Consider the following 22,509-nt stretch of genomic DNA (forward strand, 5'->3'; position numbering starts at 1 on the left):
AATCGCGCCGCGAGCGACGCTCCTACGGACATTTCTGAAAGGACAATATCATGACTCAAAAAATTGAATTTCTGTTTGATGTGGGTAGCCCTACGGCGTACCTGGCCTGGAGCCAGCTTCCGGCCATTGCCGAGCGAACCGGGGCGCAACTGGAACTCAAGCCGATCCTGCTGGGAGGCGTGTTCAAGGCCACCGGCAATGCGCCTCCCGGCGCCGTCCCCGCCAAGGGCATGTACATGATGCGCGATCTGGCTCGCTACGCGAGCCGTTACCAGGTGCCATTGACCATGAACCCGCACTTCCCGGTGAACACCATTACTCCCATGCGCGTCATCACTGCTGCTCTGGGTACAGAGCAGGAGCAGCACATGGTGGATGTCATGTTTAACGCCATGTGGAAAGCGCCGTGTAAATTGTCGGAAGTAGACGAGATGACGCGCGTGCTGACGGAGGCGGGGCTGGACGCAGAAGATTGGTTGGCCCGTGCCAGCGATGAGACTGTCAAAGAGCAGCTCAAAGCCAATACCGAAGCCGCGGTAAAGCGCGGTGTGTTTGGCGCGCCGACGATGTTTGTGGGCAATGAAATGTTCTTTGGGCAGGATAGATTGGATTTTGTCGAAGATGCCCTCAAAGGCAGTAAATAACGACAATCAAAAAACGAAGTAGATCAAAGCGAAAAGGCCGTATCCGGCGACGGGTATGGCCTTTTTTGTTTATATCAATTTTTCTTCCAGTCACAAAAAAAGTTGTTTTGTCGAGATTGTCCATCACAATCAGGAACAGGGTTCTGTAATCAGTGATGGGGATTGGATATGAAAATAGCGGGATTGCTGGCTGCGATGCTCGTTGGTTGGCCGCTTGTCGCTGCGGCGCAGCCTGTTGGTGAGCCCACTATCGAGCATGTGCCTGAGGATCTGGCGGATGAAGTGAAAAGCCGTGGCATCCTTGGCCAAGATGATCGCAGAAGCACCCGTGAGGTGCCTTATTACCTGAAAAAATATACCCGCCGGGTGGGGGAGCTCATTACCTATAACCATCTGGAGTCGGGTGAAACTGCAAAAACGACCTGTACCGGCTCGCTGATCCAGAAGAACTATATCGTGACAGCGGCGCATTGCGCATTCGACAGTCAAGGCAAGCTTCACGAGAACCAGTTCTTCTATCCTGGTATTCAGGAAGGCAGGGTGAACTACGACAAGTACCGGGTTGCTAGGGTCTTTCTACCCGCCAGCTATACCCATGATGCGAACGAGGATACGGGCAGGGATATAGCAATCATGGAATTGGAGCCGGCAGATAACGGGCGGCATGCCGGGCAGGTTGCAGGTTGGTTCGGCTTTTGGGGGCGTGCCGATTTCCCGGATGGAGAGGTGTCTACCATCGGCTACCCTGGTGACAAGCAGGATGGGCATCAATACTTTCAGGAAGGTTGTCAGGCGGTAAATCGTAACCCTTACAATCACAACGATCTGTGGATTGACTGCGATGTATTTCAAGGGCAAAGCGGGAGCCCAGTACTGATTTACTCCGGGGAGTATGACACGTTCCATGTGCAGGCTGTGATTCAGAGTGAATCTGCCAAAATGAATTTTGGGTCCCGAATCTCACCGGAAAGGGCAAAAATATTTCGCTATATCACGAAAGGGGAGTTCGCGTCGGCGGCCTATCAATCTGAAGGAATTGTCGAGCCCTGGATTCAGATGGATTATGTCAATCAAAATAAGATCTATGTCTACGCTCGAAACGAGTGCAGCGATGAAGATCTTTACATCGCCTACAATTATAAAACCCATGCAGGAGATTGGCGTGCAGGAGGTTTCATGTTATTGAAACCCAAGCATGAAATGCCGGTATTTGATACCGGAAACGGGGTTTATTACCTTTCTGCCCGTAATCCAGAAGGCAAGGTGTTTACGCGAAAAGATATGAACAAGTACTTGTCAAAATATGACATGAACGTGGGGATGCAGAAGTACAGCGTAGACAAGTTCGGCACCTTTACTTACGGATTTGGCTGTCGGTAGTTTACGAGCAGGCAGAAAAGCCGCCATCAGTGAAAGGGGGAAAGATCTTCCCTTGTACATGTCAGGTTCCTGGTGGTTGGTATGCCTAAACGAAAATGCCCTTGCTTCCAGCGAAGACAAGGGCATTCTTTTTTGTGGCTTGTAGCTTGTAGCAGTTAGCGGTTGATTGCGGCCTGCATAAATGGCGGCAGCACCAGCGCGCCCTTGTGAATTGCGGCAGAGTAGTACCGGGTGTCGAAGCCTTTGTCTGAGGCATCCGTTTCGCGGAACTCGCCCACTTGCGTGTTCTTGCCCGCCATCGTGCAGCTCCACCAGCCACTGGGATAAACCGGCTGCGGGAAGGGCAGTGTCTGGGTGCTGGTGAAACCCGCTTCGCGCATGTTGGCGTGAAGGTCCTTGATGATGGTGTCGCTGTGCAGCAGCGGGGATTCCGATTGCTGCACAATGATGCCGCCCTCGGCCAGTACACGGTGGCAATCGCGGAAGAAATCGGCCTTGAACAACCCTTCCGCCGGGCCTACCGGGTCGGTGGAATCAACGATGATCACGTCCACGCTGCCATCTGCGCAGTTGCGCATGTATTGCACGCCATCTTCAAACAGCAGTTCCGCCCGTGGGTCGTCGTTGGACTCGCACAGTTCCGGGAAATACTTCTCCGAGTAGCGGGTGACCATCTCGTCAATATCGATCTGGGTGGCTTTTTCTACGCCGGGATGACGCAGCACTTCGCGCAGGGTGCCGCAGTCGCCACCACCGATGATGACGACCCGTTTCGGATTGGCGTGGCTGAACAGCACCGGGTGCGACATCATCTCGTGGTAAAGGAAGTTGTCACGGGTGGTGAGCATGGTGGCGCCATCGATGGTCATCAGGTAACCGAAGCTGTCGGTTTCCCACATTTCGATGTGCTGATACTCGGTCTGCACTTCTTCCAGCTTCTGCTTCAAACGCAGGCCGAAAGCGGTGCCAGCGGTGTCAAAGTGCTCGTAAAACCAGTTGTTTTGGGTGCTGCTCATGGGCCTTTCCAGTGGGTGGGAGCCAGTGGGCTCCCGAGGTGGACAATAGTCGCGATTGTAAGACCTGTGGCCCCCCTGTCAAAGCCTGATTCCTTGCCCCAAAAAGGGATGCGACAAGCGGTGGCAGGCAGGCATAATGGCGACAGTTTTCCCCTTTGCGGTGGCCGGTGACGGCCTCGCCCGTTTCAGGACAGGTAATGACCGATTCAAGCTCCATTCCCGCCAGTGAGATCTACAACGTGGATCGCTGGGGCGACAGTTACTTCCGTATCGATGAGCATGGCGAGCTGTGTGTTCGTCCCAATGGTGAGCAGGGTGGCCAGGCGACGCTGGAAGCCGTGTTGCAGGCCTGTCGTGAGGCGGGGCTGCGGGCGCCGGTGCTGGCGCGCTTTTCCGGCATTCTGCGCCAACGGGTCAAACTGTTGGCAGGGGCCTTCCGTGAGGCTATCGATGGCCATCGCTACGACGGGCAATACACCCCGGTCTATCCGATCAAGGTGAACCAGCAGCGCCGGGTAGTGCACGAAATCATTCGGGCTCGCGAAGAGGGCGAGCGTATCGGGCTCGAGGCAGGCTCCAAGCCAGAACTGCTGGCGGTACTGGCGTTGTCCAATCCGGGCGACACGATCGTCTGTAATGGTTACAAGGATGCCGAATACCTGCGTCTGGCGTTGATGGGCGAAAAGCTGGGCTTCCACGTGAATATCGTGGTGGAAAAGATGTCCGAGCTGCCTGCGCTGCTTCGTATTGCCGATGAGCTGGGTGTGGCCCCGCGGATTGGTCTGCGGGTGCGGTTGATGAGCATCAGCAAGGGCAACTGGCAGAACACCGGGGGCGAGAAGTCCAAGTTTGGCTTGAGTGCCCCGCAGCTGATGAGTGCGCTGGCGCACTGCCGTGAGGCGGGTCGACTCGACTGTGTGAAACTGCTGCATTTCCATCTGGGTTCCCAGGTGGCGAATATCCAGGATATCAAGGCAGGTATGCGTGAGGCGGCCCGGTATTACACCGAAATGCGTGCGCTGGGCGCGCAGGTGGAGACCGTGGATGTGGGCGGCGGTCTGGGTGTGGACTATGAAGGCACCCACTCACGTTCCTACTGTTCCATGAACTATGGTGTGGCGGATTATGCCCGTCATATCGTCCAGACCCTGCAGCAGCAATGTCAGCAACATGGCGTTCCTGAGCCGCACATCATTTCCGAGTCCGGGCGCGCACTGACGGCGCACCATGCGGTATTGCTGGTGAACATTACCGACCAGGAAGCCCAGAAGCCGGTCGCGGTCACCTTGCAGCCAGGCGACGACTCTATCCCGGAGCTGCAACAGCTGTGGGATCTTCAGGTTGCCCTGCAGGGCGAGGCCGGGAATTTGCTGGAGCGGTTTTCCGAAGTGGTGGGAGCCTGGCAGGATATCCACCAGCGCTACATCGCCGGCGATTTGGGGCTGGATGCCCGCGCCCGGGGGGAGCAGCTGTATGTGAACGGCTTGCTGGCCCTGCGCAGCCGCCTGAATCCGTTGCGCAAACAGCAACGGGAGCTGCTGGATAACCTTAACGAAACACTGGCGGACAAGCTGTTTGTGAACTTTTCAGTGTTCCAGTCGGTGCCTGATGTGTGGGGCATCAATCAGGTGTTCCCGGTACTGCCATTGTCCGGGTTGAATCAGCCGGTGACGCGTCGTGCCGTGTTGCAGGACATTACCTGTGATTCCGACGGGCGTATTGACCAGTTCGTGGACGGCGAAGGGGTGGAGTCATCCTTGCCGTTGCCCGCTGAGATTAACGGTCACCTCGGCATTTTCATGGTAGGGGCGTATCAGGAAATCCTTGGCGACATGCACAACCTGTTTGGAGATACCGATTCGGTGGATGTGGATGTCACCGATGCCGGCGAGATTGTTCTCGATCATGCCATACAGGGCGATACCGTCAGTTCGGTGCTGCGCTACGTGAACTATGACCCGGACCGTTTGCTTGAGTCGCTGGAGCAACACTGCCGCCAGGCCCATCTCAGCGATGATGAGCAAGAGGGATTCATCGAACTGGTACGGGATGGTCTGGCAGGGTATACCTATCTTGAGTAACGAAAAGCGAGGCGTATCGACAAAGGTCATATAAACCGTCCATACGTCAGATTTTTGATTTTCCAGCCAGCAAGGAGAGCGCCATGCGTTATGAACTCTGTGCCAGCCAGGAGATCCCCGAAGGCCAGAGCAAGGCAATGAAAGCCGGGGAAACCAAACTGGTGGTATACCACTTGAGTGATGGCTTTTATGCCACCCAGGCCCGTTGCCCCCATGTCTTTGCTTCGTTAGGCAAAGGCAAGATTCTCAAGGATAAATGTGTGCAATGCCCGCTGCACCGGGCGGAGTTTGATATCCGTACGGGAGAGGTGGTGAAGTGGGCAAACTTTCCGCCGGGGGTGCAGATGCTGAATGTGGTGCGTGGCGAAAAACCCCTGGATACCTGGCCCGTGTCAGAAGAAAACGGCCAGCTTTACGTGGAGATTTGATGGCCCTCAGCAAGGAAGAGCAACAGCGAGCCGCACTGGAGCGGCTGGAGAAATTCAGCCGCTTCACCGACAGCAGTATTGGCATTCCCTTTACCCGGTTCCGTTTCGGAGCCGAAGCGCTGATTGGCCTGATCCCGGGCATTGGTGATGCGGCGGGTCTGGCGCTGGCCAGTTATGTGCTGCTGGAAGCGCAACGCGCCGGCGCCAGCAAGGCCGTGAAGCTGCGTATGTTGAGAAACATGCTGATCGATTTTCTCGGGGGCCTGCTGCCAGTAGTCGGGGATGCCTTCGATGCGATCTATAAGGCCAACACCCGAAACACCGAGTTGCTGCGAAACTATCTGGAAAAACAACTGGAAGTCGAACCGCCCCCCAAACCCTTCCCCTGGTGGACCCTCATCTGGTTATCCGTACTGTTTGCGATTCTGACCGGCGGGTTGACGTTGATTCTTTAATGCGGTTTTCGCTGTTAACTGTTCACTAGATCTTCTAGTGCATCGCCTGACTCAGCCGGGAAAGGTAATGCTGAAAGTGTGTTTTCAGTGGCTCATTAAGGGCGTCGCTTTGTGTTAGCCGTTCCTGTAACCAGCTGCCCTGATGGTCGTTGTGGTGCCACTGCTGGTAGCAGAATACCTGTAGCACGAACTGTTGCAGGAAGGCGGGTTTTTCCAGGTCGGTTTCGTTGGCCAGGGCAATGCGGGGATACAGTTCGTGCAGCTTTCGGGCGAAGGCGCCGGAGCCGATACCATTATCGTTGCCGTATTCGTCATGCAATGGTGTGGTGAGATGGCCGCAACTGGGTGAGCGGGCTTTGAGAATAAAACCGCACAGCGGCTCGCCCAGTGTGCTGGCAACGTCCTCCAGCGCGTCGGTAAAATCCCGTGAGGGATCGTCAACGGCCTTGACCCGTTGGCCCTGTTCGGTCTGAACCACCTGGATGGGGGCACGCGGAATGCCCAGCCCGATACTCACTTCCGGGCAGGTTTCCCGAAAACGCAACAGCGGTGCGAGCTGGTGCATGACGATGCCGTTGCGTTTGTGGTCGCCGTCGTAGCGGACGTTCTGCCCGGTGAGACAGGCGCTGACACCAATCACCGGTTTCTGCCATTCCTGCTGTGGCAAGACGATCCCCACTTGTTGCAGCAGATCCGTTAGCATGGGCCTTCTCCTTTTTCTCCGCTGAAGGACTTTGATCATGCAAGGCGTCTTTCTCGATACGGAAACCGTTAACCCCGAGCAACTGGACTTCTCTGCGCTAGAGGCATTGATGTCCTGGACCTTCCATCCTTTCACTGCGCCTGCGGAGCGCATTGCGCGTTTGCAGGGGGCCGAGGTCGTCATCACCAACAAGGTGGTGCTCGATGCTGACACCCTGGCGGCCTGTCCGTCCCTCAAGCTTATCTGCATTTGTGCCACGGGTACCAATAATGTGGATCTACCGGCGGCGAAAGCCCAGGGCATTACCGTGTGCAACGTGAGCGGCTATGCGCGGGCGTCTGTGGCGCAGCATAGCCTGATGTTGATGTTGACCCTTGCCACCCACTGCGTGCAGTACGATGCGGCGGTGAAACGGGGTGAATGGAGTGCCGCACGGCAGTTTTGCCTGCTGGATTACCCGATCATGGAGCTGGCAGGTAAAACTCTGGGGATCATTGGTTTCGGAGATCTGGGCCGGGAAACGGCTCGGCTGGCGGAGGCCTTCGGTATGGAGATTGCCGTGGCGCAATCATTCAGCGGAGCGAGCCATGAGGGGCGCCTGCCGCTCAACGAGCTGCTGCCCCGGGCCGATGTGCTGAGCCTGCACTGTCCGCTGACGGCACAGACCGAGAAGCTGGTGAATGCGGCGTTTCTGGCGCAGATGAAAGCAGGGGCGCTGCTGATCAATACCGCCCGCGGTGGCCTGATTGATGAATCGGCCCTGGCGGACGCCCTGCGCTCGGGGCATCTGGGCGGTGCCGGGCTGGATGTGCTGAGCAGCGAACCCCCTTCCCGCGATCATGTGCTGCTGGCCGACGATATTCCCAACCTGATCATTACCCCGCACAACGCCTGGGGCACCCGGGAATGTCGCCAGCGATTGCTGGATGGCGTTGTCAGCAATATCAGGAGCTGGCAGGCGGGCGCGGCGACCAATGTGGTGAACTAGCCCTGCTGTAGGAGCGTCGCTGGCGGCGCGATCCCAAACCCCGAAAAGAACGATTTACCACAGGGCTCACCAAGGTCACGCAGATAAAACAAAGTGATTGCTCTGCTCCTCTGTGTGCTCTGTGGTGAAAAAGGTTTTGCCCATGGTCTGTTATCGCGCCGCGAGCGACGCTCCTACGGCCAGGGTTGGTTTTATCCTTTCTTCTTTAGCCGACTGGCCAGCAGTTTGTCCATGCCCCTGAACAGCGGTTGCGGCAGGTTGGTGATCGGCCCGGGCGCGGCGGCGAGCAGTACGCTGCCGAGCTTGCCCATGGGGCGGGCGATACGGGATGGTCGTTTCTCGCAGGCTTCCACGATCCAGCCTGCGGCCTTCTGCACGTGCATCATGGGCATGTATTTATAGATGGCCGTCCGCGATGACATGGGGGTGCGGACCATGGGGAAATACACCACAGTCGTGGTGATCCCTTGATGGCCCATCTCCGCCTGCAGGGAGCGGGTGAAGGACTCCAGCGCGCTCTTGCTGGCCAGGTAGGCCGAGAACAGCGGGATGGGAATCTGGGTGGAGAGACTGGAAATGTTCACCACATGCCCGTGCCCCTGCTCGAGAAAACGGGGCAGCAGTTTCAGCGTCATGGCCACTGCGCCGATATAGTTCAGCTGTACGGTGCGTTGAAAGTCGTGCAGGCGGTCCAGTGACTGCTCAATGGGGCGCCGGATAGAGTGAGCGGCATTGTTCACCAGCGCATGAATGTCCTGCTGCTCACGCAGAATCTGGTCGGCACAGGCTTCAATCGCTTCGCTGCTGCTGAGGTCACAGGGGTAGATGGCGCAGTAGGCGCCTTCCGCTTCTACGCGCTGCTGGACCTCGCGCAACTGTTCTTCCCGGCGAGCGACAAGGCACAGCCTCGCGCCACGACGGGCCATCAAGACTGCAGCTTGCGCACCAATGCCACTGGAGGAGCCGGTGAGTACAATGGTCTGGCCTTTCAATTTCATTGGCGTTCCCGGTTTTGTCGGTAAACGAAAAGTGTGCCGGTGATTCCCGGGAACGCCAAGGTCAAAACAGGACGAAGAGTTGGCACTATGTGGAAACAGAAAACGCTCACCCTTTCAGCTAAACGCCGGGGCTGTCATCTGGTGACGCGTGAGGTGCTGGAGCAATTGCCGGAGTTGGCCGATTTGCAAGTGGGGCTGCTGCATCTTTTCATCCAGCACACATCGGCGTCTTTGACCATCAACGAGAATGCGGACCCGGATGTTCGGGGGGATCTGGAACGTCACCTGAATGTGATGGTGCCCGAAAACGCGCCCTACTATGCGCATACCCTGGAAGGCCCGGACGACATGCCCGCGCATATCAAGAGTGTGCTGATTGGCCCGTCTCTCAGTGTCCCCATCACCGATGGCCGACTGGCGCTGGGAACCTGGCAGGGGATCTATTTGTGCGAGCACCGTGATCAGGGTGGGACGCGCAGGCTGGTGGCGACGATTCAGGGGGAATAAAGGGAAGCGCCGTTTCGCGCTACGAGTTTCGAGTTGCGAAAATCAAAGGGAAGACCACCGCGCCGGTGAGGCGGGTGGTTTTGCTCTTCGAACCCCGAAACGCCTTTCGTGTTGCGTTACTGCGATATCCACTGCAGGAATTCGCGGCGCTCTTCCGCCGTGGCCTGATTCCATTGTGCTTTCAGGGTATCCAGGTAGCTTGCCGGTGGCGCCTGGGGGGCCACGGAGGAGGTCTTCTCCGTGGCCGCGGCTGCCGATGCGCCAGCGGTAACACCGGCTGCGGCTTGAGGTGCAACGCTGTTGGTGGTCGCGGTGGTCACTTCTTCACCGGTGATGGGCGCCATGAAGCCGCGCTTCAGGACCAGCTTGCTTTCTTCTGCCGCTACTTTCTCTCCGCTGACGGGGTTTTCTACCCAGCCATGAAAGCTGTCTTCCATGGCACGTGCTTGTGCCACATCCTGTGGTTTTTCGAAACCGAGAATCCACATGTCACCGGGTTTGCCATCGACCACGAAATTGGCAGGATTGGTTTTCACAATCTCGTGATTGTCTGCATCCAGCTGCCAGAGTTCCTTGTAATAGGCCAGAATCTTGTAGCGTCCCGGTGCAAACTTCAGATCCTTGTATTCAGTCGAAAAGAAGGTGTTAACGCCTTCGACTTCTTCGCCATTGATGGTGAATACTTCCAGTTCGCTGGGGACTCGCACGGTGACGACATTGCTGTCAGATCGGGCGGGGCCATCGTACAGCTGGACGACCGGACTACGGGCGCAGGCGGCCAGCAGCAGGGTGAGCAAGGCAAGGATGGATACGCGGAACAACATGACTTCTCCTGATTGGCAGACCCGCCAGTCTGGCGGGCGAAGATGGCAAAGCGGTGACAGGGATATCAGAAGCCCCAACTGTCAACGCGGGCGGGCGCCACATCCCGGTTCAGGGCGGTGAGCCCTCTGGCACAACGGATTATCCACCAGACAGTGGCAAAGACCATCACCAGCCAGCCAATGAAGGCCAGAGTGGTGATGCCGGCGATAACGGAATAGAGCAACCCGATCCAGAACGTTCGGTACTGGAAACGAAAATGTTCGCGTAATGGCGGTGGGGCATCACCGGCATTCAGGTGGGCCAGTATCACGCCGGCAATGGCGGTAATGCCGCCGGTGATCAATCCCACCAGGTGCAGCACATAAATGATGCGGACCAGGCTGGTCTGGCTGGTGTCGGACATCAGGGAGCCTCTTTGACCGGTGCTTTCGCCGGTGCGTTGGTGGCCGTGGCGTTACAGGTGGTGACGCAGGCGTCCATGGTCTCGAACGGTACGCTACCCTGGCAGCCTCCCCAGATAAAACTCTGGCAGGCGCCTGTGTCGGCATCATAGTAGTAGCGGGGAATGGAGGCCTTGCACATGCCTGATTCCGGGGGTTGGTAGCAGGCGTCTGGTAGCTTGGCCGTGCCGGGATCGTTGCCGTTCTGGCATCCTGCCAGCAGGGTAAACGCGAGAATGAAGGGGAAAATCAGGTATCGCATGGCTGTTCCTTGTCTATTGCGAGGTAAGCGGTATAAAAATATGACGACTACTTTACCGGACTCTGCGACTGGCGGTAACCGGTTCATGTTATCCACCAGCATTGTCCTTTATGCTGGTTTTACCGAAATACGACAGTGGGGTGGCGGGTGAAACGGGTCGCAGCAGGTTTCTATGTGATGGGCTTGTTCGTAACGGGCCTGTGCTGGGCACAGGATACCCAGTACATGTTTTTGCAGGCTGGCAAGCTGCAGCTGAGTGATGCGGATACGACGGTGACGGCCAACGGCACGACCCTGAGCGGGGACTATGATGATCTGCCTTTCTTTACCGGCGGGGTGCAGAAGATTCTCGGGGGTTCTGATCGCGTTCGCTATGGCTATGAAGGCGGTGCGGTGATCAGCTGGCAGAATGATTCAGTGAGCTACTCCGGCGTGGTGAATGGCGGGGCTACGGTCAATATCAAGGTTGAGAATGAAATGTTCCTGTTTGGCACCATGCTGGGGGGGTATGGCGATATCAACTTTGGTGACCGGGCGAGGCTGTTCTTGTCGGGTGGCCCCATGTTGCTGATGGCCTCCTTGAAGCAGGACCAGGAAAAGCCCTACCCCCAGCCGTTGTCGTCGGCGGTAGTGATCAATGGCGATGAGCGTGATTTCAGCTTCGGTTATGGTGCCTATGCCTCACTGGGGCTGATCTTCTCGGTGGGCGGCAAATCCGAATTTGGGCTGGTGGTACGCGAGCAGGCCGTTGAGATGGATTTTAATGATGCCATCGCGGACTTTCCCTACGATGGTACCCAGTACATGCTCAGCTTTGGTTATCGGATGTAGGGTGGGTTGTTAGCTGTCAGACATGAGCCATGAGCTATGAGGGGCAAGCTTCAAGCTGCAAGCTACAACGCGGGGCGGGTTAATTTTGTCTTGAAAGGTTAGAGGCCGCGCTCAAATCATGGGCGCGGCTTCATTGCTTTCAGGACCTGTCAACGGTTGTCGCGTTGCAGCTTGCAGCTTGCTCTTTCCTCAATCTGCCCGCATGTGCTTCTGGTCCCGGGGCAGGGTGTCATTTCTCAGACGGATGACGGTTTTCTGTAGCAGCAGGTTGTTGGGCAGGGTGTAGCGGTGGCCAAGCTCATCCTGCACGGTGATGAAGATCAGGCCCATATGCCGAATCTGCCCTGTCACGGTATTGTCTCCATCCAGCAGGCGAATGCGATCACCCACCCGGTAAGGGGCGCTGAAGAACAGGATGATGGCCGCGGTGGCGTTGCTGAGCATGGACCAGCTGGCGAACAGGGCGACACCCAGCAGGGCCATCAATGAGGTCGCGAAAACCATCAGGCCATCGCCTTTCAGTCCCCACAGTACACCGATGGCAATCAGGCTGATGACCAGACTGGCGCTGTTGATGACCACCGCGGTTTGAAAAATTCGGGCGCGGGTGTAGTTGCGGCGGCGCCCCAACCGCTTGGTGATACCGCGCAGCAAGATGGACAACGCCCAGCCGAGCAGGGCGATCACCACAGTGAGCCCCCACTTCATGACAATGGATTCCATAGTTAACCGTGTTTGCCTGAGACAAAGGGATTGTTGGCACGCTCGTGGCCAATGGTCGACATGGGGCCATGGCCCGGGATAAATGAAACGTCGTCATCCAGGGTGAGCAGCTTGTCCTTGATGGCAGCGATCAGGGTGTCGAAGTCGCCTTTGGGGAAATCCGTGCGGCCGATGGAGCCGTTAAACAGCACATCCCCAACCACCACCAGTTTGCTGTCGGGCTGGTAGAACACCACATGCCCCGGGGTATGCCCGGGACAGTGGCGCACTTCAAAGTGTGTTTCACCCACGGTGACGGTATCGCCGTCTTCCAGCCAGCGGTTGGGAGTGAAGGGGCGGGAGGCCGGAAAACCCATCATCTGTGCCTGCTGAGGCAGCATGTCGATCCAGAACTGGTCGTCCCGGTGGGGACCTTCAATCGGAAGCCCCAGGGTCTCGGCGAGTTCGGCCACCGCGCCCACATGATCCAGATGGGCATGGGTCACCAGAATCTTCTCGGGGGTGCCGCCGACCTGTTTTAGTGCATCCAGAATGTTGTTGAGGTCGCCGCCGGGGTCGACGATGGCAACCTTGTCGGTGGATTCGCACTTGAGGAAAGAGCAGTTCTGCTGAAACGGGGTCACCGGCAGGATGGCGTACTTCATGGCTGTCTGTTCGGCTGTCTGGGGGTGAATGTGACCGGCAGTATAGCCGGTTCCCCGTCCGGGCTGCATGTCCGGACCAGTAAAAATATTTGCAAATTCAGACCTGGGTGGGGTTTGCGGTTTGCGGCCGAGTGCTATTTTAAGGTTTCCAACAATATACCCCGAGGAAGGGAATCATGGACATGGAACAAATCCAGCCATATATGGACAAGGCGATTGAGCTGGGCATGGCATATCTGCCCAAGGTGGTGCTGGCGGTAATTACGCTGGTGGTGGGGTTCTGGATCATCAAGCGGATTGTCGGTGGCATGAACCGGATGCTGGGGCACAAGGCGATTGATGATTCCCTGCAGAAGTTTCTTTCCAGCTTTCTGGATGTGTTGCTGAAGATTCTGTTGTTGGTGGCCGTGGCGGGCATGGTCGGCGTGGAGACTACCTCCTTTATTGCCATGCTGGGTGCGATTGGCCTGGCAGTGGGGCTGGCCTTGCAGGGAAGTCTGGGTAATCTGGCGGGCGGGGTGCTGATCCTGTTTTTCAAACCCTATCGGCTGGGCGACATTATCGAGGCGCAGGGATATACCGGCCGGGTTCACGATATCCAGATTTTTACCACGATTCTGATTACTTACGATAACCAGCGTATCGTGATTCCCAACGGGTTGATGTCCAACGGTTGCATCAAGAATATTTTCTGTGAGCCCCAGCGCCGTGTGGATATCGAGTTCGGTATCAGTTATGGCGACAACATCGAAGAGGCGCGCAAGGCCATTCAGTCGGTCATCGACAGTGATGACCGCATTCTTTCCGGTGGCAGTTTTGATCCGAATATCTTTGTGTCAGCCCATGCCGATAGCAGCATCAACATGCTGACCCGAGTGTGGGTGAATTCCGAGGATTACTGGCCGGTGTATTTCGGGCTCTTTGAGCAGGTGAAGTACGCGTTCGACCAGGCCGGGATTACCATTCCGTTCCCGCAGCGGGATGTGCATTTGTACCCGCAGTCATAAAGGCCGCCATGAGCTATGAGCTGTCAGCTTTGAGTAAAAACTCGTGGCTGGTAGCTCGTAGCTGTAGGCGAAGCCGTGCTGATTTATCGCTTCTCGATCGTCACCGGCAATCCATCCTTGGGCATGATGAGGGGCACTTGCTGGGTGGGCAGTTCATAGCCTTCTTTCACGCTTACCCGGTAGCGCTGCAGGAAGTGGAACAGGAAGGTTTTGGTCTGCAGCTCGGCAAAATTCAGCCCCAGACATTTGTGATGGCCACCGCCGAAGGGGACCCACTGATAAAAGTGTTTCTTGTGTTCTGCCCGGTCGTCACTGAAACGTTCCGGATCAAAGCGGAGCGGTTGGCTCCAGTATTCTTCCATGTAATGGGTGTACAGGGTGGAGATGTTCACCAGCGTATTTTTCGGCAGTACGTAGCCCTGGTATTCCACCTCTTTCACCGTACGGCGAGGGAAAGTGGTGAGCGGGGGGCGCATACGCAGTGTTTCGCGGAATACCCAGCCGGTTTTTTCCAGTTTGCCCAGATCATCATAATCCAGCGCGGTTTTGCCCAAGCCCTTCATTTCTTCTACCAGGATTTCCTGCCACTCGGGGTGTTTGGCGAGCATGTAGATGATCGAGCACAGGGTGCTGGTGGTGGTGTCGTGGGCGGCGAACAACAGGAAGATCATGTGGTTCATCACGTCCCGATCGGTCAGGCCGCCTTCTTCATCCGCCGCCTTACACAGTTCGCTGAAGAAATCCGGGGTGTCGCTGTTGCGTTTTTGCGGGATCAAACCGGTGACAAAGTCTTCCAGATAGCGGCGCCCTTTCATGCCCCGGTGCCACAACAGGCCGGGGATTTTCAGCCGGACCACGGCCAGTGAGGCTTCGGTGGTATCAATGAACGACTGGTTGACCTTGTCGGATTCCGGGCCCATTTCCAGACCGAAGAAGATCTGCGCCCCCACATCCAGCAGCAGTGTCTTGATGTGCTCCAGAAATTTCAGTTCTGTGCCGGCGGGCCAGTCCTGAATTTCCGTGCCGATGTGTTGGTTCATGCGATCCAGGTAACTGGCCAGTGCCGGTTTCTTGAAGGCCTGCTGCATGATGCGGCGATGGAACTTGTGGTCGGCAAAGTCCCGCAGCATCAACCCATCGGTAAACAGCTTTTCCAGGATGGGGTTCCATGCCGCCCGGCTGGAAAACGCATGCTCCGGGTCCTTGAGGACAAACTCGTTGGCGTCTGGGCCAAGCAGGGTGACGCCCCGCTGAAACAACACTGAGCCCTTGGACACCAGACCGTATTTCTCGGCCCGCTCGGTCACCAGCTTGTGGTAGTCCTTCAGGAAAGGCACGGTGGCGCCAAGCAACGGCCAGCCGTAGTCCCCGGGGATATTATCCAGCTTTCGCTGGGGCATACGTGGTAGTTGCGCTGCCTCTTGCTGGGCGGCTTCCATACGGTTCATGACGGCACTCCCGATAAACACTTTGTATAGGTTGAATCTACCCCTGGTGTGCCAGGGTGAACAGAGGCCTGTCGGCAACGGTCAATCGGTGCTGTCCTGTCCAGCCCCGGGGTTGAGGCGTGGTAGTATCTGCGCATCTGCAAGGAGAGAACCTATGTCCAAGCCTGCGGCACAATTCGAGCCCCTGGCCGTGGCGGTGTTGACCGTCAGTGATACCCGCACCCCGGAAACCGATACTTCTGGCGATCTGTTGGTGCAGCGTCTCCAGGAGGCGGGCCATACCTTGGTTGCCCGAGAGATCGTCAAGGACAATGTCTACCAGTTGCGAAAAGTGGTGTCGGACTGGATTGCCGATGAGCAGATCCAGATCGTTTTGACCACCGGCGGCACCGGGTTTTCTGGCCGTGATTCCACCCCGGAAGCGCTGTCGGTGTTGTTCGACAAGCACATTGAAGGGTTTGGGGAATTGTTTCGCCAGGTCAGCCTGGAAGAGATCGGTTCTTCCACCATTCAGTCCCGCTGTCTGGCCGGGTTGGCCAACCGCACCGTGATCTTTTGCCTGCCGGGTTCCAACAATGCCTGTGCCACCGGCTGGGATCGCATCATCAGTGAGCAACTGGATGCCCGCCACCGTCCCTGTAATTTTGTCGCCCAGGTGCGTCGATGAGCCAGATTCCTGCGCAGCTGATGCCGGTAGAGGACGCGTTGTCCCGGCTGCTGGACAGCATGCGCCCGTTTTCTGCCGTGCAGGATCTGGTGTTGGGTGAAACCCGGGGGCAGTACCTGGCCTCGGATGTGGCGGCACGGGTGGATGTGCCGGCGTTTGATAATGCCGCGGTCGATGGTGTGGCGTTGCGCTATCAGGATCTGGCTGAGCCCGGCCTGACATTACCGATGCCCTTGCGGGTGGCGGCGGGTGATCCGCCCTGCACCCTGATGCCTGGTCAGGTGGCCCGTATCTTTACGGGCGCGCCGGTGCCCACTGGCGCAGACACGGTGTTGATGCAGGAAGACTGCGAGATCGCCGATGGCCGGGTGCGGTTGCCAGGCAGGGATGGCGTCACCCAAGGTCAGAACATTCGTCCTGCGGGTCAGGATGCCCGTCGTGACGCCATTGTGATTGAGCGCGGCCAGCGCCTGACGCCCCAGGCTGTCGGCTTGATTGCGTCGGTGGGGGTGCCCCAGGTAACGGTGAGTGCACCGCGGGTTCTGATCCTGACCAGTGGTGATGAATTGCAGCGTGCCGATGAGTCGCCGCTACCGGGCAAGATTTACGACAGTAACGGCCCTCAGCTGGAACAGCTGGTGGTGCAAAGCGGTTTCCCTTCGGTACAGCGGGAGCACTTGCCCGATGATCCCGCGATTATCAGCGATACCCTGACCCGCTATCTTACTGATGCCAGTCAGCGCCCGGACGTGATCATTTCAACCGGCGGGGTATCGGTGGGGGAGGAAGATCACCTGCGTGCGGTGCTGGAGGCCAAGGGCTCGCTGGACTTCTGGCGGTTGGCAATCAAACCGGGCAAGCCGTTTACCTTTGGCCAGGTCGATGGGATTCCTTTCTTTGGGTTGCCGGGTAACCCCTCTGCCGTGCTGGTCTGTTACCTGACGCTGGTCTTGCCGGCACTGCGTCGTGCCTGTGGGGCGCAAACGGTGCTGCCTGCGCCGCAGAGATTACCGGTGAATTTTTCAGTTAATAAACCGGGCAAGCGTCAGGAATATTTGCGTGTGCGATGCATGCAGGAAGACGGTGAGTTGCGATTGCAGCAACACCCCAATCAAAGCTCAGGCATGCTCAGTTCTGCCGTGTGGGCGGATGGCCTGGCAGTGGTGCCGGTGGGGCGTACCGTGTCCCCCGGAGATCGGTTGGCGTATTTTTCGTTTGCTGACTTGCTGGGCGGCTAATTTATGGTTCATCGCGGATTTGCGGGAAAAGCCTGATTGACTCCTCCCTGCTTGCCGTAGGAGCGTCGCTCGCGGCGCGATAGCCCAAGCCTGGATCAAAGCATAGAGGGCACAGAGACCACTGAGAAAAGACGCTCTTGAGCTCTGTGATAAACATTGCTTTTTTAACGGTTCTGATTATCGCGCCGCGACCGAGCGCAGCGAAGGAACGCCCGCAGGGCGGCCCCGAAGGGGTGAGCGGAGCGAATAACCGACGCTCCTACAGCATGGGGCGTGGCGAGCCATTCCCTAAAATCTGCGATGAACCAAATTTATGCCAGCGCGTGACGCCGGTACGTTTTGGAGAAAATGTTCATGTCCCTGGAATTCACCTTGTTGGCCCGTGCCGATTCAGCGTGCGAGCTTTGTGGTGCCGGTAGCGCGCTTTCGGTGTATGCCGTGCCCCCGGCGTCTGATGGCAGTGAAGCGCAAAGCGCCTTGCTGTGTGAAACCTGCCAGTACCAGATCGATAACCCGGGTAACGAAGACGCCAATCACTGGCGTTGCCTGAATGACAGCATGTGGAGTCAGGTGCCGGCCGTGCAGGTACTGGCCTGGCGAATGCTCACCCGGTTGCGGGCGGAGGGCTGGCCGCAGGATCTGCTGGATATGCTGTATCTCGAAGACGATGTGCAGACCTGGGCGCAGGCCACGGGGGAGGGGCAAGACGCCGTGGCAATGGTGGAGCATCGCGACAGCAATGGCGCGGCGCTGCACGCCGGCGATACGGTTACCCTGATCAAGGACCTGAATGTCAAAGGCGCCAATTTCACCGCCAAGCGGGGCACGGCGGTGAGAAATATTTCATTGGTGCAGGATAACCCCGAGCAGATCGAAGGCCGGGTAGAAGGCCAGCGGATCGTCATCCTGACCCAGTTCGTGAAGAAGACCGGATGAGGCGTTCACTGATCCTCGGCGGGATTCGCTCCGGTAAAAGTTCGCTGGCAGAACGTCTGGTCACTGAGCAGGCCGACCCGGTGGTGTATGTGGCGACCGCCACGGCCGGTGATGGCGAAATGAGTGACCGGATCCGCCGCCACCAGTTGCGTCGTCCGCCGCAATGGGGGCTGGTGGAAGAGCCGCTTGCCCTGGGGGCGTTGCTGAACCGTCAGGCCACGCTGACACCGCCTCCTTGTGTGTTGATTGATTGCATGAGTCTGTGGGTGAGCAATCTGCTGCACGCCGGGGACACGGTGTTTGTGCGCGAGCGGGACAGTTTTCTGGCCGCCCTTTCCCGTTACCCCGGCCGTGTCGTGGTGGTCAGCAACGAAGTGGGCTTGGGAATTATCGGCATGGATCCCCTGACCCGCCGTTTCGCCGATGAGTTGGGTTGGTTGAACCAGTCTTTGGCGCGCCAGTGTGACCGGGTCTTGCTGTCTGTGGCAGGCATCGCCCAGACGTTAAAGGGATAAGTCCGGCTGTAGGCGCGCTGGTTATTCGCGCCCCCAGCCAGCGGTGTTATTCCGGAGTTATTCAGAGGTTCCTTTAATCCCCGAGCCTGACCAAACAGCTCAGGGTGCCGTGCGGGGTGTCATCAATGCGCACCTGTGAGCGGCAGGCAAACGGAACCTGAAAGCCCGCCATGGCGTTGCTGGGGGTGAGGCCAAGCACATGCGCCAGCACCATTCGAATGACGCCGCCGTGGCAGACCAGTAACACCTGCTTTCCTGCCAGTGCGTCACTCCAGTGTTGCCAGGCTGTACCGATGCGGTGGTGAAAATCCTGAATGGCCTCCGCATTCGGAGGCGGAAAATTTTCTGCATCGCGCCAGAAGTCGGCCTGATGGTCACCGTATTCCCGGGCCACCTGCTCTCGCGTTTTGCCTTCCCAATCGCCAAAACTGATTTCCTTGAAACCCTCTGCGACAGTAACGGGAATGTTCCGTTGTTCTGACAGCTCGCAGGCGAACTCGCGACAGCGCAGCAAAGGCGACGTGAGGATGTGATCCCACTGTTCGTGTTGGCCAATAGCGTCTCGCATTTGCTGCCAGCCCACTTCACTGAGTGGGTCATCCCTGTGGCCGCGATACTTGTGGCCACCGGCGGGTTCGCCGTGGCGGATCAAATCGAAAAAGGTGGTTGTCATGGGGTTATCCGTCTGCGTTGCTGACGCCGGCATCGGCAAAGGTGGCCATCTGGTTGTGCAGGGCGCAGGCGCTGCGAATCAGGGGGACCGCGACGGCGGCACCGCTGCCTTCCCCAAGGCGCATACCCAGATCCAGCAGCGGCGTTGCCTCAAGGGCGTCCAGGATGCGTTGGTGTCCTGGCTCCCGGGAGCGGTGGGCAAACAGCAGCCAGCAAGACAGCGCCGGGCGGAGCTGCACGGCACACAGGGCTGCCACGGAGACGATAAACCCGTCTACCAGCACCGGAATGCCGCGAGCGGCGCAGCCGATCAGGGCGCCGGTGATGGCCGCAATTTCAAAGCCCCCAAGGGACTGCAGGCAGGTCAGGGGCGTGGCGTCATCGCCGTGCTGCTGCTGATGTCGCGCCAGCGCCTGCTGGATGACCGCCGCCTTGTGCTGGACGCCCTGGCGATCAAGGCCGGTGCCGGGGCCGGTCAGATGGGTTGGGTGTTCTGCCAGCAGCGCGCAGGCCAGTGCGCTGGCGCTGGTGGTATTGCCGATGCCCATCTCGCCGGCGATAAACAGCTGACAACCGCGCTCAAGAGCCCGGGCGGCACTGCGGTCCCCGGCCGCCAGCGCAGCGGCAAGTTGTTGGGCATCCATGGCGGATTCCCTGGCCAGGTTGGCGGTGCCGGCAGCGACCTGTTCGTCTACCACGCCGTCGCTCAGGGGTGGTGCGCAGACGGTACCGGTATTGATCACTTCCAGAGCCGCGCCCAGCTGCCGGGCCATCACGCTGATGGCGGCGCCGCCGGTGACGAAGTTGGCAATCATCTGTCCGGTGACCGCCTGGGGAAACAGGGAAATGCCCTCGTCACAGACACCATGGTCACCGGCAAAAACCGCAATCTGTACCCGCTCTGCGTTGGGGGTGTCGGTGCCTTGCAGGGCGGCAAGCCGAACGGCCACGTTTTCCAGTTCGCCCAGCGAGCCGGCAGGTTTGGTCAGTTGTGATTGGCGTGCCAGTGCCCGCTGGCGGTGGGTGTCGCTGGGGGAGGCAAGCTCGGCGAGCCAGGGGGATGAGGTGGTCAATGGGTGCTCCCGGCAGGGTGACAGCAGAGGGGAAGCGGCAAATCCTCTGCCCCCATCGGGGGAGTGTCAAGTACACTGCCGGGCTTCACGGGTGGTATCGCAAGGAAGAATCGTGTCCCTGACCCTGTATCTGTTCTGTCTGTTGGGCCTGCTGCTGGATGCCGTTGTGGGCGAGCCCCGTCGGTGGCACCCGCTGGTGGGCTTTGGCAAGCTCGCCGACGCTCTGGCACAGCGGTTGAACCGGAACCCGCCGGGTCGCTGGGCGGTGGCGGCGGGTGGGCTGGCGGTCGTCCTGCTGACCGTGCCGGTGCTGGCGATGCTGGTGGTGGTGTTTGCACTGTTGCCCGCGTGGGGCGATGGGATGGTCTCTGTTATCGGACTGTGGCTGGTGGTCGGGCGTCGCAGCCTGGTGGAGCATGCATTGGCGGTGCAGGTGCCATTGCAAGCCGGTGAATCCGCGTTGGCGCGTGAGCAGGTGGGCAGGATTGTCAGCCGGGATTGCTCTGCGCTGGATGAGGCGGGCATCGCCAGAGCGGCCACCGAGTCGGTGCTGGAGAACGGTGCCGATGCCCTGTTCGCGTCGCTCTTCTGGTTCGTGGTGGCAGGGTTGCCGGGGGCGCTTTTGCACCGCCTGGTCAACACCCTCGATGCCATGTGGGGCTACCGTAATGCGCGCTTCGAACGGTTTGGCAAGGTGGCGGCGCGGCTCGATGATGTCATGGGCTGGCTGCCCGCCAGGCTGACGGCATGGGGGTATGCCCTGTGTGGCCATTTGCCCCGGGCGCGGCGTTGTTGGCGTCGCCAGGCGCCGGCCTGTGACAGCCCCAATGCCGGTCCCGTGATGGCCGCGGGTGCCGGGGCGTTGGGCGTCCTGCTGGGTGGGCCTGCGCACTATCATGGGCAATACAAGGACAAGCCGGTGCTGGGTGAAGGGCGGCCGGCCACGGCCGAGAGTATTGGCGCGGCGATACGCTTGCTGCATCGCACCTTGCTGCTGTGGCTGGGAGCGATGGCATGCCTGGTGTGGCTGACATGAGCGGCGAGCATGGTGGGCAGTTGCATCGCGCGGCAGCCCGTTACGGCATTCCGGTCACCGACTGGCTGGATTTGTCCACTGGCATCAGCCCCTGGTCCTGGCCTGTGCCGTCGTTGCCCGAGACAGTCTGGCAGCGCTTGCCCGATGAAGAGGACGGTCTGGTGGCCAGCTGTCGTGAGGCATTGTCGTTGTCTCCCGAGGCCGGTTGTTTGCCGGTGGCAGGCAGTCAGGCGGCGTTGCAGACACTGCCGTCCCTGCGGCGCCCGTGCCGGGTGGGGGTGCCCGTGCCGGGCTACCGTGAGCACGCACTCGCCTGGCAGCGCCAGGGCCACACGGTCGTGCCGCTGGCGCCGGACACCATAGAGGGCGCTCTTCAGGGGCTGGATGTGCTGGTGTGGCTGCAGCCCAACAACCCTACCGGGCAGTGGTTACCTCTTGAGCGCTTGCTGGCCTGGCAGGAGCAATTAGCGGCACGGGGGGGCTGGCTTGTGGTGGACGAGGCGTTTGTAGAAGCCTCAGCGGCGCCGTCTCTGGTCGGTGAGGTGGGGCGTCCCGGCCTGATCGTGTTTCGCTCACTGGGCAAGTTTTACGGTCTGGCCGGCGCGCGTGCAGGGTTGATGCTGGCGGAGCCGGCCCTGTGTGATGCTGTGCAAAGGAGCCTGGGCCCCTGGGCATTGAGCCACCCCGCCCGCCATATCATGGCCAGAGCCCTGCTGGACCGGCACTGGCAGGCGCAGCAACAAGCGCGGTTGCGGCTGGCGCGGGTTGCACTGGATCGAGTCTTGAGCGACGCGGGGTTTGTGCCTGCGGGCGGGTGTGATTTGTTTGCCTGGTGCCCGGAGGCTAAAGCGGGTGTCTGGGCTGAGCGGCTGGCGCGCCAGGGCATTCTGGTGCGCGCCTTTGATACGCCATCGGCGCTCCGGTTCGGGTTGCCGGGGGATGAGGCTGCGCGGGCTCGCCTGTGCCAGGCGTTGGCCCGCTAGCCGCGACGG

Annotated in this window: 26 protein-coding genes; 15 read left to right on the forward strand and 11 right to left on the reverse strand. The window is 58.9% G+C overall.

Going from position 1 to position 22,509, the window contains the following annotated elements; translation table 11 throughout:
- The first annotated feature begins 50 nt into the window (after positions 1-50).
- Positions 51-644 carry a 2-hydroxychromene-2-carboxylate isomerase gene (locus A15D_RS09910; protein WP_102791813.1) on the forward strand — a complete coding sequence of 198 codons (594 nt, stop codon included), beginning with the start codon at positions 51-53 and terminating at the stop codon, positions 642-644.
- 168 nt (positions 645-812) lie between these two features.
- On the forward strand, positions 813-2,024 hold the full coding sequence (locus A15D_RS09915; RefSeq protein WP_102791814.1) for a serine protease: 1,212 nt from the start codon (positions 813-815) through the stop codon (positions 2,022-2,024).
- A 155-nt stretch (positions 2,025-2,179) separates the two neighbouring features.
- Here the strand turns inward: A15D_RS09915 and speE are convergent, their stop codons facing one another.
- Positions 2,180-3,040, reverse strand: coding sequence for a polyamine aminopropyltransferase (gene speE / locus A15D_RS09920; protein WP_022984830.1), 861 nt, complete (start codon positions 3,038-3,040; stop codon positions 2,180-2,182).
- A 197-nt stretch (positions 3,041-3,237) separates the two neighbouring features.
- Between speE and speA the strand changes: the two genes are divergently transcribed.
- The 3 genes from speA to A15D_RS09935 all read left to right on the forward strand — a co-directional run bounded on the left by speA (position 3,238) and on the right by A15D_RS09935 (position 6,004).
- The gene (gene speA / locus A15D_RS09925; protein ID WP_102791815.1) at positions 3,238-5,121 is read left to right on the forward strand and encodes a biosynthetic arginine decarboxylase; all 1,884 of its coding nucleotides are present in this window, start codon (positions 3,238-3,240) and stop codon (positions 5,119-5,121) included.
- A gap of 83 nt (positions 5,122-5,204) precedes the next feature.
- Positions 5,205-5,549, forward strand: coding sequence for a Rieske 2Fe-2S domain-containing protein (locus A15D_RS09930; protein ID WP_022984828.1), 345 nt, complete (start codon positions 5,205-5,207; stop codon positions 5,547-5,549).
- Positions 5,549-6,004, forward strand: coding sequence for a DUF4112 domain-containing protein (locus tag A15D_RS09935; RefSeq protein ID WP_022984827.1), 456 nt, complete (start codon positions 5,549-5,551; stop codon positions 6,002-6,004). Before A15D_RS09930 ends, A15D_RS09935 begins: the two co-directional genes overlap by 1 nt.
- A gap of 34 nt (positions 6,005-6,038) precedes the next feature.
- On the opposite strand, the gene A15D_RS09940 is transcribed toward A15D_RS09935, so the two are convergent.
- Positions 6,039-6,707, reverse strand: coding sequence for a DUF523 domain-containing protein (locus A15D_RS09940; protein ID WP_022984826.1), 669 nt, complete (start codon positions 6,705-6,707; stop codon positions 6,039-6,041).
- A 37-nt stretch (positions 6,708-6,744) separates the two neighbouring features.
- Here A15D_RS09940 and A15D_RS09945 point away from each other — a divergent pair, with 37 nt between their 5' ends.
- Positions 6,745-7,695 (forward strand): 2-hydroxyacid dehydrogenase, encoded by a 951-nt coding sequence (locus A15D_RS09945; RefSeq protein ID WP_102791816.1) that lies wholly within the window; start codon positions 6,745-6,747, stop codon positions 7,693-7,695.
- A 191-nt stretch (positions 7,696-7,886) separates the two neighbouring features.
- Here the strand turns inward: A15D_RS09945 and A15D_RS09950 are convergent, their stop codons facing one another.
- A complete protein-coding gene (locus A15D_RS09950; protein WP_102791817.1) occupies positions 7,887-8,693 on the reverse strand; it encodes an SDR family NAD(P)-dependent oxidoreductase in 807 nt (268 codons plus the stop codon).
- A gap of 87 nt (positions 8,694-8,780) precedes the next feature.
- On the opposite strand from A15D_RS09950, the gene A15D_RS09955 reads away from it, so the two are divergent.
- A complete protein-coding gene (locus A15D_RS09955; protein WP_102791818.1) occupies positions 8,781-9,200 on the forward strand; it encodes a secondary thiamine-phosphate synthase enzyme YjbQ in 420 nt (139 codons plus the stop codon).
- A 116-nt stretch (positions 9,201-9,316) separates the two neighbouring features.
- Here the strand turns inward: A15D_RS09955 and A15D_RS09960 are convergent, their stop codons facing one another.
- From A15D_RS09960 to A15D_RS09970, 3 genes are all read right to left on the reverse strand, one after another.
- Positions 9,317-10,024: a DUF2057 domain-containing protein gene (locus A15D_RS09960; RefSeq protein ID WP_102791819.1), complete on the reverse strand. Its 708-nt coding sequence runs from the start codon at positions 10,022-10,024 to the stop codon at positions 9,317-9,319.
- 65 nt (positions 10,025-10,089) lie between these two features.
- Positions 10,090-10,428, reverse strand: a complete 339-nt coding sequence (locus A15D_RS09965; RefSeq protein WP_102791820.1) for a hypothetical protein — start codon at positions 10,426-10,428, stop codon at positions 10,090-10,092.
- Complete coding sequence (locus A15D_RS09970; RefSeq protein WP_102791821.1) at positions 10,428-10,727, reverse strand: BPTI/Kunitz domain-containing protein; 300 nt, start codon at positions 10,725-10,727, stop codon at positions 10,428-10,430. Before A15D_RS09970 ends, A15D_RS09965 begins: the two co-directional genes overlap by 1 nt.
- A gap of 147 nt (positions 10,728-10,874) precedes the next feature.
- On the opposite strand from A15D_RS09970, the gene A15D_RS09975 reads away from it, so the two are divergent.
- Complete coding sequence (locus A15D_RS09975) at positions 10,875-11,558, forward strand: hypothetical protein (protein WP_146026869.1); 684 nt, start codon at positions 10,875-10,877, stop codon at positions 11,556-11,558.
- A 189-nt stretch (positions 11,559-11,747) separates the two neighbouring features.
- Here the strand turns inward: A15D_RS09975 and A15D_RS09980 are convergent, their stop codons facing one another.
- Positions 11,748-12,266, reverse strand: coding sequence for a mechanosensitive ion channel domain-containing protein (locus tag A15D_RS09980; protein WP_233192197.1), 519 nt, complete (start codon positions 12,264-12,266; stop codon positions 11,748-11,750).
- A 17-nt stretch (positions 12,267-12,283) separates the two neighbouring features.
- Positions 12,284-12,925 carry an MBL fold metallo-hydrolase gene (locus A15D_RS09985; protein ID WP_102791862.1) on the reverse strand — a complete coding sequence of 214 codons (642 nt, stop codon included), beginning with the start codon at positions 12,923-12,925 and terminating at the stop codon, positions 12,284-12,286.
- Between the two features lie 176 nt (positions 12,926-13,101).
- Here A15D_RS09985 and A15D_RS09990 point away from each other — a divergent pair, with 176 nt between their 5' ends.
- Positions 13,102-13,932, forward strand: coding sequence for a mechanosensitive ion channel family protein (locus A15D_RS09990; protein WP_102791824.1), 831 nt, complete (start codon positions 13,102-13,104; stop codon positions 13,930-13,932).
- An 83-nt stretch (positions 13,933-14,015) separates the two neighbouring features.
- On the opposite strand, the gene A15D_RS09995 is transcribed toward A15D_RS09990, so the two are convergent.
- Positions 14,016-15,380, reverse strand: coding sequence for a cytochrome P450 (locus tag A15D_RS09995; protein ID WP_102791825.1), 1,365 nt, complete (start codon positions 15,378-15,380; stop codon positions 14,016-14,018).
- Between the two features lie 154 nt (positions 15,381-15,534).
- On the opposite strand from A15D_RS09995, the gene moaB reads away from it, so the two are divergent.
- From moaB to cobU, 4 genes are all read left to right on the forward strand, one after another.
- A complete protein-coding gene (gene moaB, locus A15D_RS10000) occupies positions 15,535-16,047 on the forward strand; it encodes a molybdenum cofactor biosynthesis protein B (RefSeq protein WP_102791826.1) in 513 nt (170 codons plus the stop codon).
- The gene (gene glp, locus A15D_RS10005; RefSeq protein WP_102791827.1) at positions 16,044-17,285 is read left to right on the forward strand and encodes a gephyrin-like molybdotransferase Glp; all 1,242 of its coding nucleotides are present in this window, start codon (positions 16,044-16,046) and stop codon (positions 17,283-17,285) included. Before moaB ends, glp begins: the two co-directional genes overlap by 4 nt.
- Before the next feature lie 354 nt (positions 17,286-17,639).
- Positions 17,640-18,221: an alkylphosphonate utilization protein gene (locus A15D_RS10010; protein ID WP_102791863.1), complete on the forward strand. Its 582-nt coding sequence runs from the start codon at positions 17,640-17,642 to the stop codon at positions 18,219-18,221.
- Positions 18,218-18,736 (forward strand): bifunctional adenosylcobinamide kinase/adenosylcobinamide-phosphate guanylyltransferase, encoded by a 519-nt coding sequence (gene cobU / locus A15D_RS10015; RefSeq protein ID WP_102791828.1) that lies wholly within the window; start codon positions 18,218-18,220, stop codon positions 18,734-18,736. Before A15D_RS10010 ends, cobU begins: the two co-directional genes overlap by 4 nt.
- 73 nt (positions 18,737-18,809) lie before the next feature.
- Here cobU and A15D_RS10020 read toward each other — a convergent pair whose 3' ends face one another.
- On the reverse strand, positions 18,810-19,409 hold the full coding sequence (locus A15D_RS10020) for a histidine phosphatase family protein (RefSeq protein WP_102791829.1): 600 nt from the start codon (positions 19,407-19,409) through the stop codon (positions 18,810-18,812).
- Between the two features lie 4 nt (positions 19,410-19,413).
- Positions 19,414-20,481 carry a nicotinate-nucleotide--dimethylbenzimidazole phosphoribosyltransferase gene (gene cobT, locus A15D_RS10025; RefSeq protein WP_102791830.1) on the reverse strand — a complete coding sequence of 356 codons (1,068 nt, stop codon included), beginning with the start codon at positions 20,479-20,481 and terminating at the stop codon, positions 19,414-19,416.
- Between the two features lie 112 nt (positions 20,482-20,593).
- Here cobT and cbiB point away from each other — a divergent pair, with 112 nt between their 5' ends.
- Together cbiB and cobD are read left to right on the forward strand one after the other, a co-directional pair.
- On the forward strand, positions 20,594-21,517 hold the full coding sequence (cbiB, locus tag A15D_RS10030; RefSeq protein ID WP_369825832.1) for an adenosylcobinamide-phosphate synthase CbiB: 924 nt from the start codon (positions 20,594-20,596) through the stop codon (positions 21,515-21,517).
- A complete protein-coding gene (gene cobD / locus A15D_RS10035) occupies positions 21,496-22,500 on the forward strand; it encodes a threonine-phosphate decarboxylase CobD (RefSeq protein ID WP_199175853.1) in 1,005 nt (334 codons plus the stop codon). Before cbiB ends, cobD begins: the two co-directional genes overlap by 22 nt.
- The last annotated feature ends 9 nt before the right edge of the window (positions 22,501-22,509 follow it).

The sequence above is a fragment of the Alcanivorax sp. MD8A genome (genome assembly GCF_002888555.1).
GTDB lineage: Bacteria > Pseudomonadota > Gammaproteobacteria > Pseudomonadales > Alcanivoracaceae > Alcanivorax.

Bases quoted from the DNA above. Each gene is read 5' to 3' on its own strand.
- moaB (WP_102791826.1), top strand. From the start codon at position 15,535: ATGTCCAAGCCTGCGGCACAATTCGAGCCCCTGGCCGTGGCGGTGTTG.
- A15D_RS09910 (WP_102791813.1), top strand. From the start codon at position 51: ATGACTCAAAAAATTGAATTTCTGTTTGATGTGGGTAGCCCTACGGCG.
- A15D_RS09930 (WP_022984828.1), top strand. From the start codon at position 5,205: ATGCGTTATGAACTCTGTGCCAGCCAGGAGATCCCCGAAGGCCAGAGC.
- A15D_RS09940 (WP_022984826.1), bottom strand. From the start codon at position 6,707: ATGCTAACGGATCTGCTGCAACAAGTGGGGATCGTCTTGCCACAGCAG.
- A15D_RS10010 (WP_102791863.1), top strand. From the start codon at position 17,640: ATGTCCCTGGAATTCACCTTGTTGGCCCGTGCCGATTCAGCGTGCGAG.
- A15D_RS09995 (WP_102791825.1), bottom strand. From the start codon at position 15,380: ATGAACCGTATGGAAGCCGCCCAGCAAGAGGCAGCGCAACTACCACGT.
- A15D_RS09950 (WP_102791817.1), bottom strand. From the start codon at position 8,693: ATGAAATTGAAAGGCCAGACCATTGTACTCACCGGCTCCTCCAGTGGC.
- A15D_RS09970 (WP_102791821.1), bottom strand. From the start codon at position 10,727: ATGCGATACCTGATTTTCCCCTTCATTCTCGCGTTTACCCTGCTGGCA.
- A15D_RS09945 (WP_102791816.1), top strand. From the start codon at position 6,745: ATGCAAGGCGTCTTTCTCGATACGGAAACCGTTAACCCCGAGCAACTG.
- cobD (WP_199175853.1), top strand. From the start codon at position 21,496: ATGCCTGGTGTGGCTGACATGAGCGGCGAGCATGGTGGGCAGTTGCAT.
- cobU (WP_102791828.1), top strand. From the start codon at position 18,218: ATGAGGCGTTCACTGATCCTCGGCGGGATTCGCTCCGGTAAAAGTTCG.
- A15D_RS09980 (WP_233192197.1), bottom strand. From the start codon at position 12,266: ATGAAGTGGGGGCTCACTGTGGTGATCGCCCTGCTCGGCTGGGCGTTG.
- A15D_RS09960 (WP_102791819.1), bottom strand. From the start codon at position 10,024: ATGTTGTTCCGCGTATCCATCCTTGCCTTGCTCACCCTGCTGCTGGCC.
- A15D_RS09965 (WP_102791820.1), bottom strand. From the start codon at position 10,428: ATGTCCGACACCAGCCAGACCAGCCTGGTCCGCATCATTTATGTGCTG.
- A15D_RS09985 (WP_102791862.1), bottom strand. From the start codon at position 12,925: ATGAAGTACGCCATCCTGCCGGTGACCCCGTTTCAGCAGAACTGCTCT.
- A15D_RS10020 (WP_102791829.1), bottom strand. From the start codon at position 19,409: ATGACAACCACCTTTTTCGATTTGATCCGCCACGGCGAACCCGCCGGT.
- A15D_RS09915 (WP_102791814.1), top strand. From the start codon at position 813: ATGAAAATAGCGGGATTGCTGGCTGCGATGCTCGTTGGTTGGCCGCTT.
- glp (WP_102791827.1), top strand. From the start codon at position 16,044: ATGAGCCAGATTCCTGCGCAGCTGATGCCGGTAGAGGACGCGTTGTCC.
- speE (WP_022984830.1), bottom strand. From the start codon at position 3,040: ATGAGCAGCACCCAAAACAACTGGTTTTACGAGCACTTTGACACCGCT.
- A15D_RS09955 (WP_102791818.1), top strand. From the start codon at position 8,781: ATGTGGAAACAGAAAACGCTCACCCTTTCAGCTAAACGCCGGGGCTGT.
- A15D_RS09990 (WP_102791824.1), top strand. From the start codon at position 13,102: ATGGACATGGAACAAATCCAGCCATATATGGACAAGGCGATTGAGCTG.
- speA (WP_102791815.1), top strand. From the start codon at position 3,238: ATGACCGATTCAAGCTCCATTCCCGCCAGTGAGATCTACAACGTGGAT.
- A15D_RS09935 (WP_022984827.1), top strand. From the start codon at position 5,549: ATGGCCCTCAGCAAGGAAGAGCAACAGCGAGCCGCACTGGAGCGGCTG.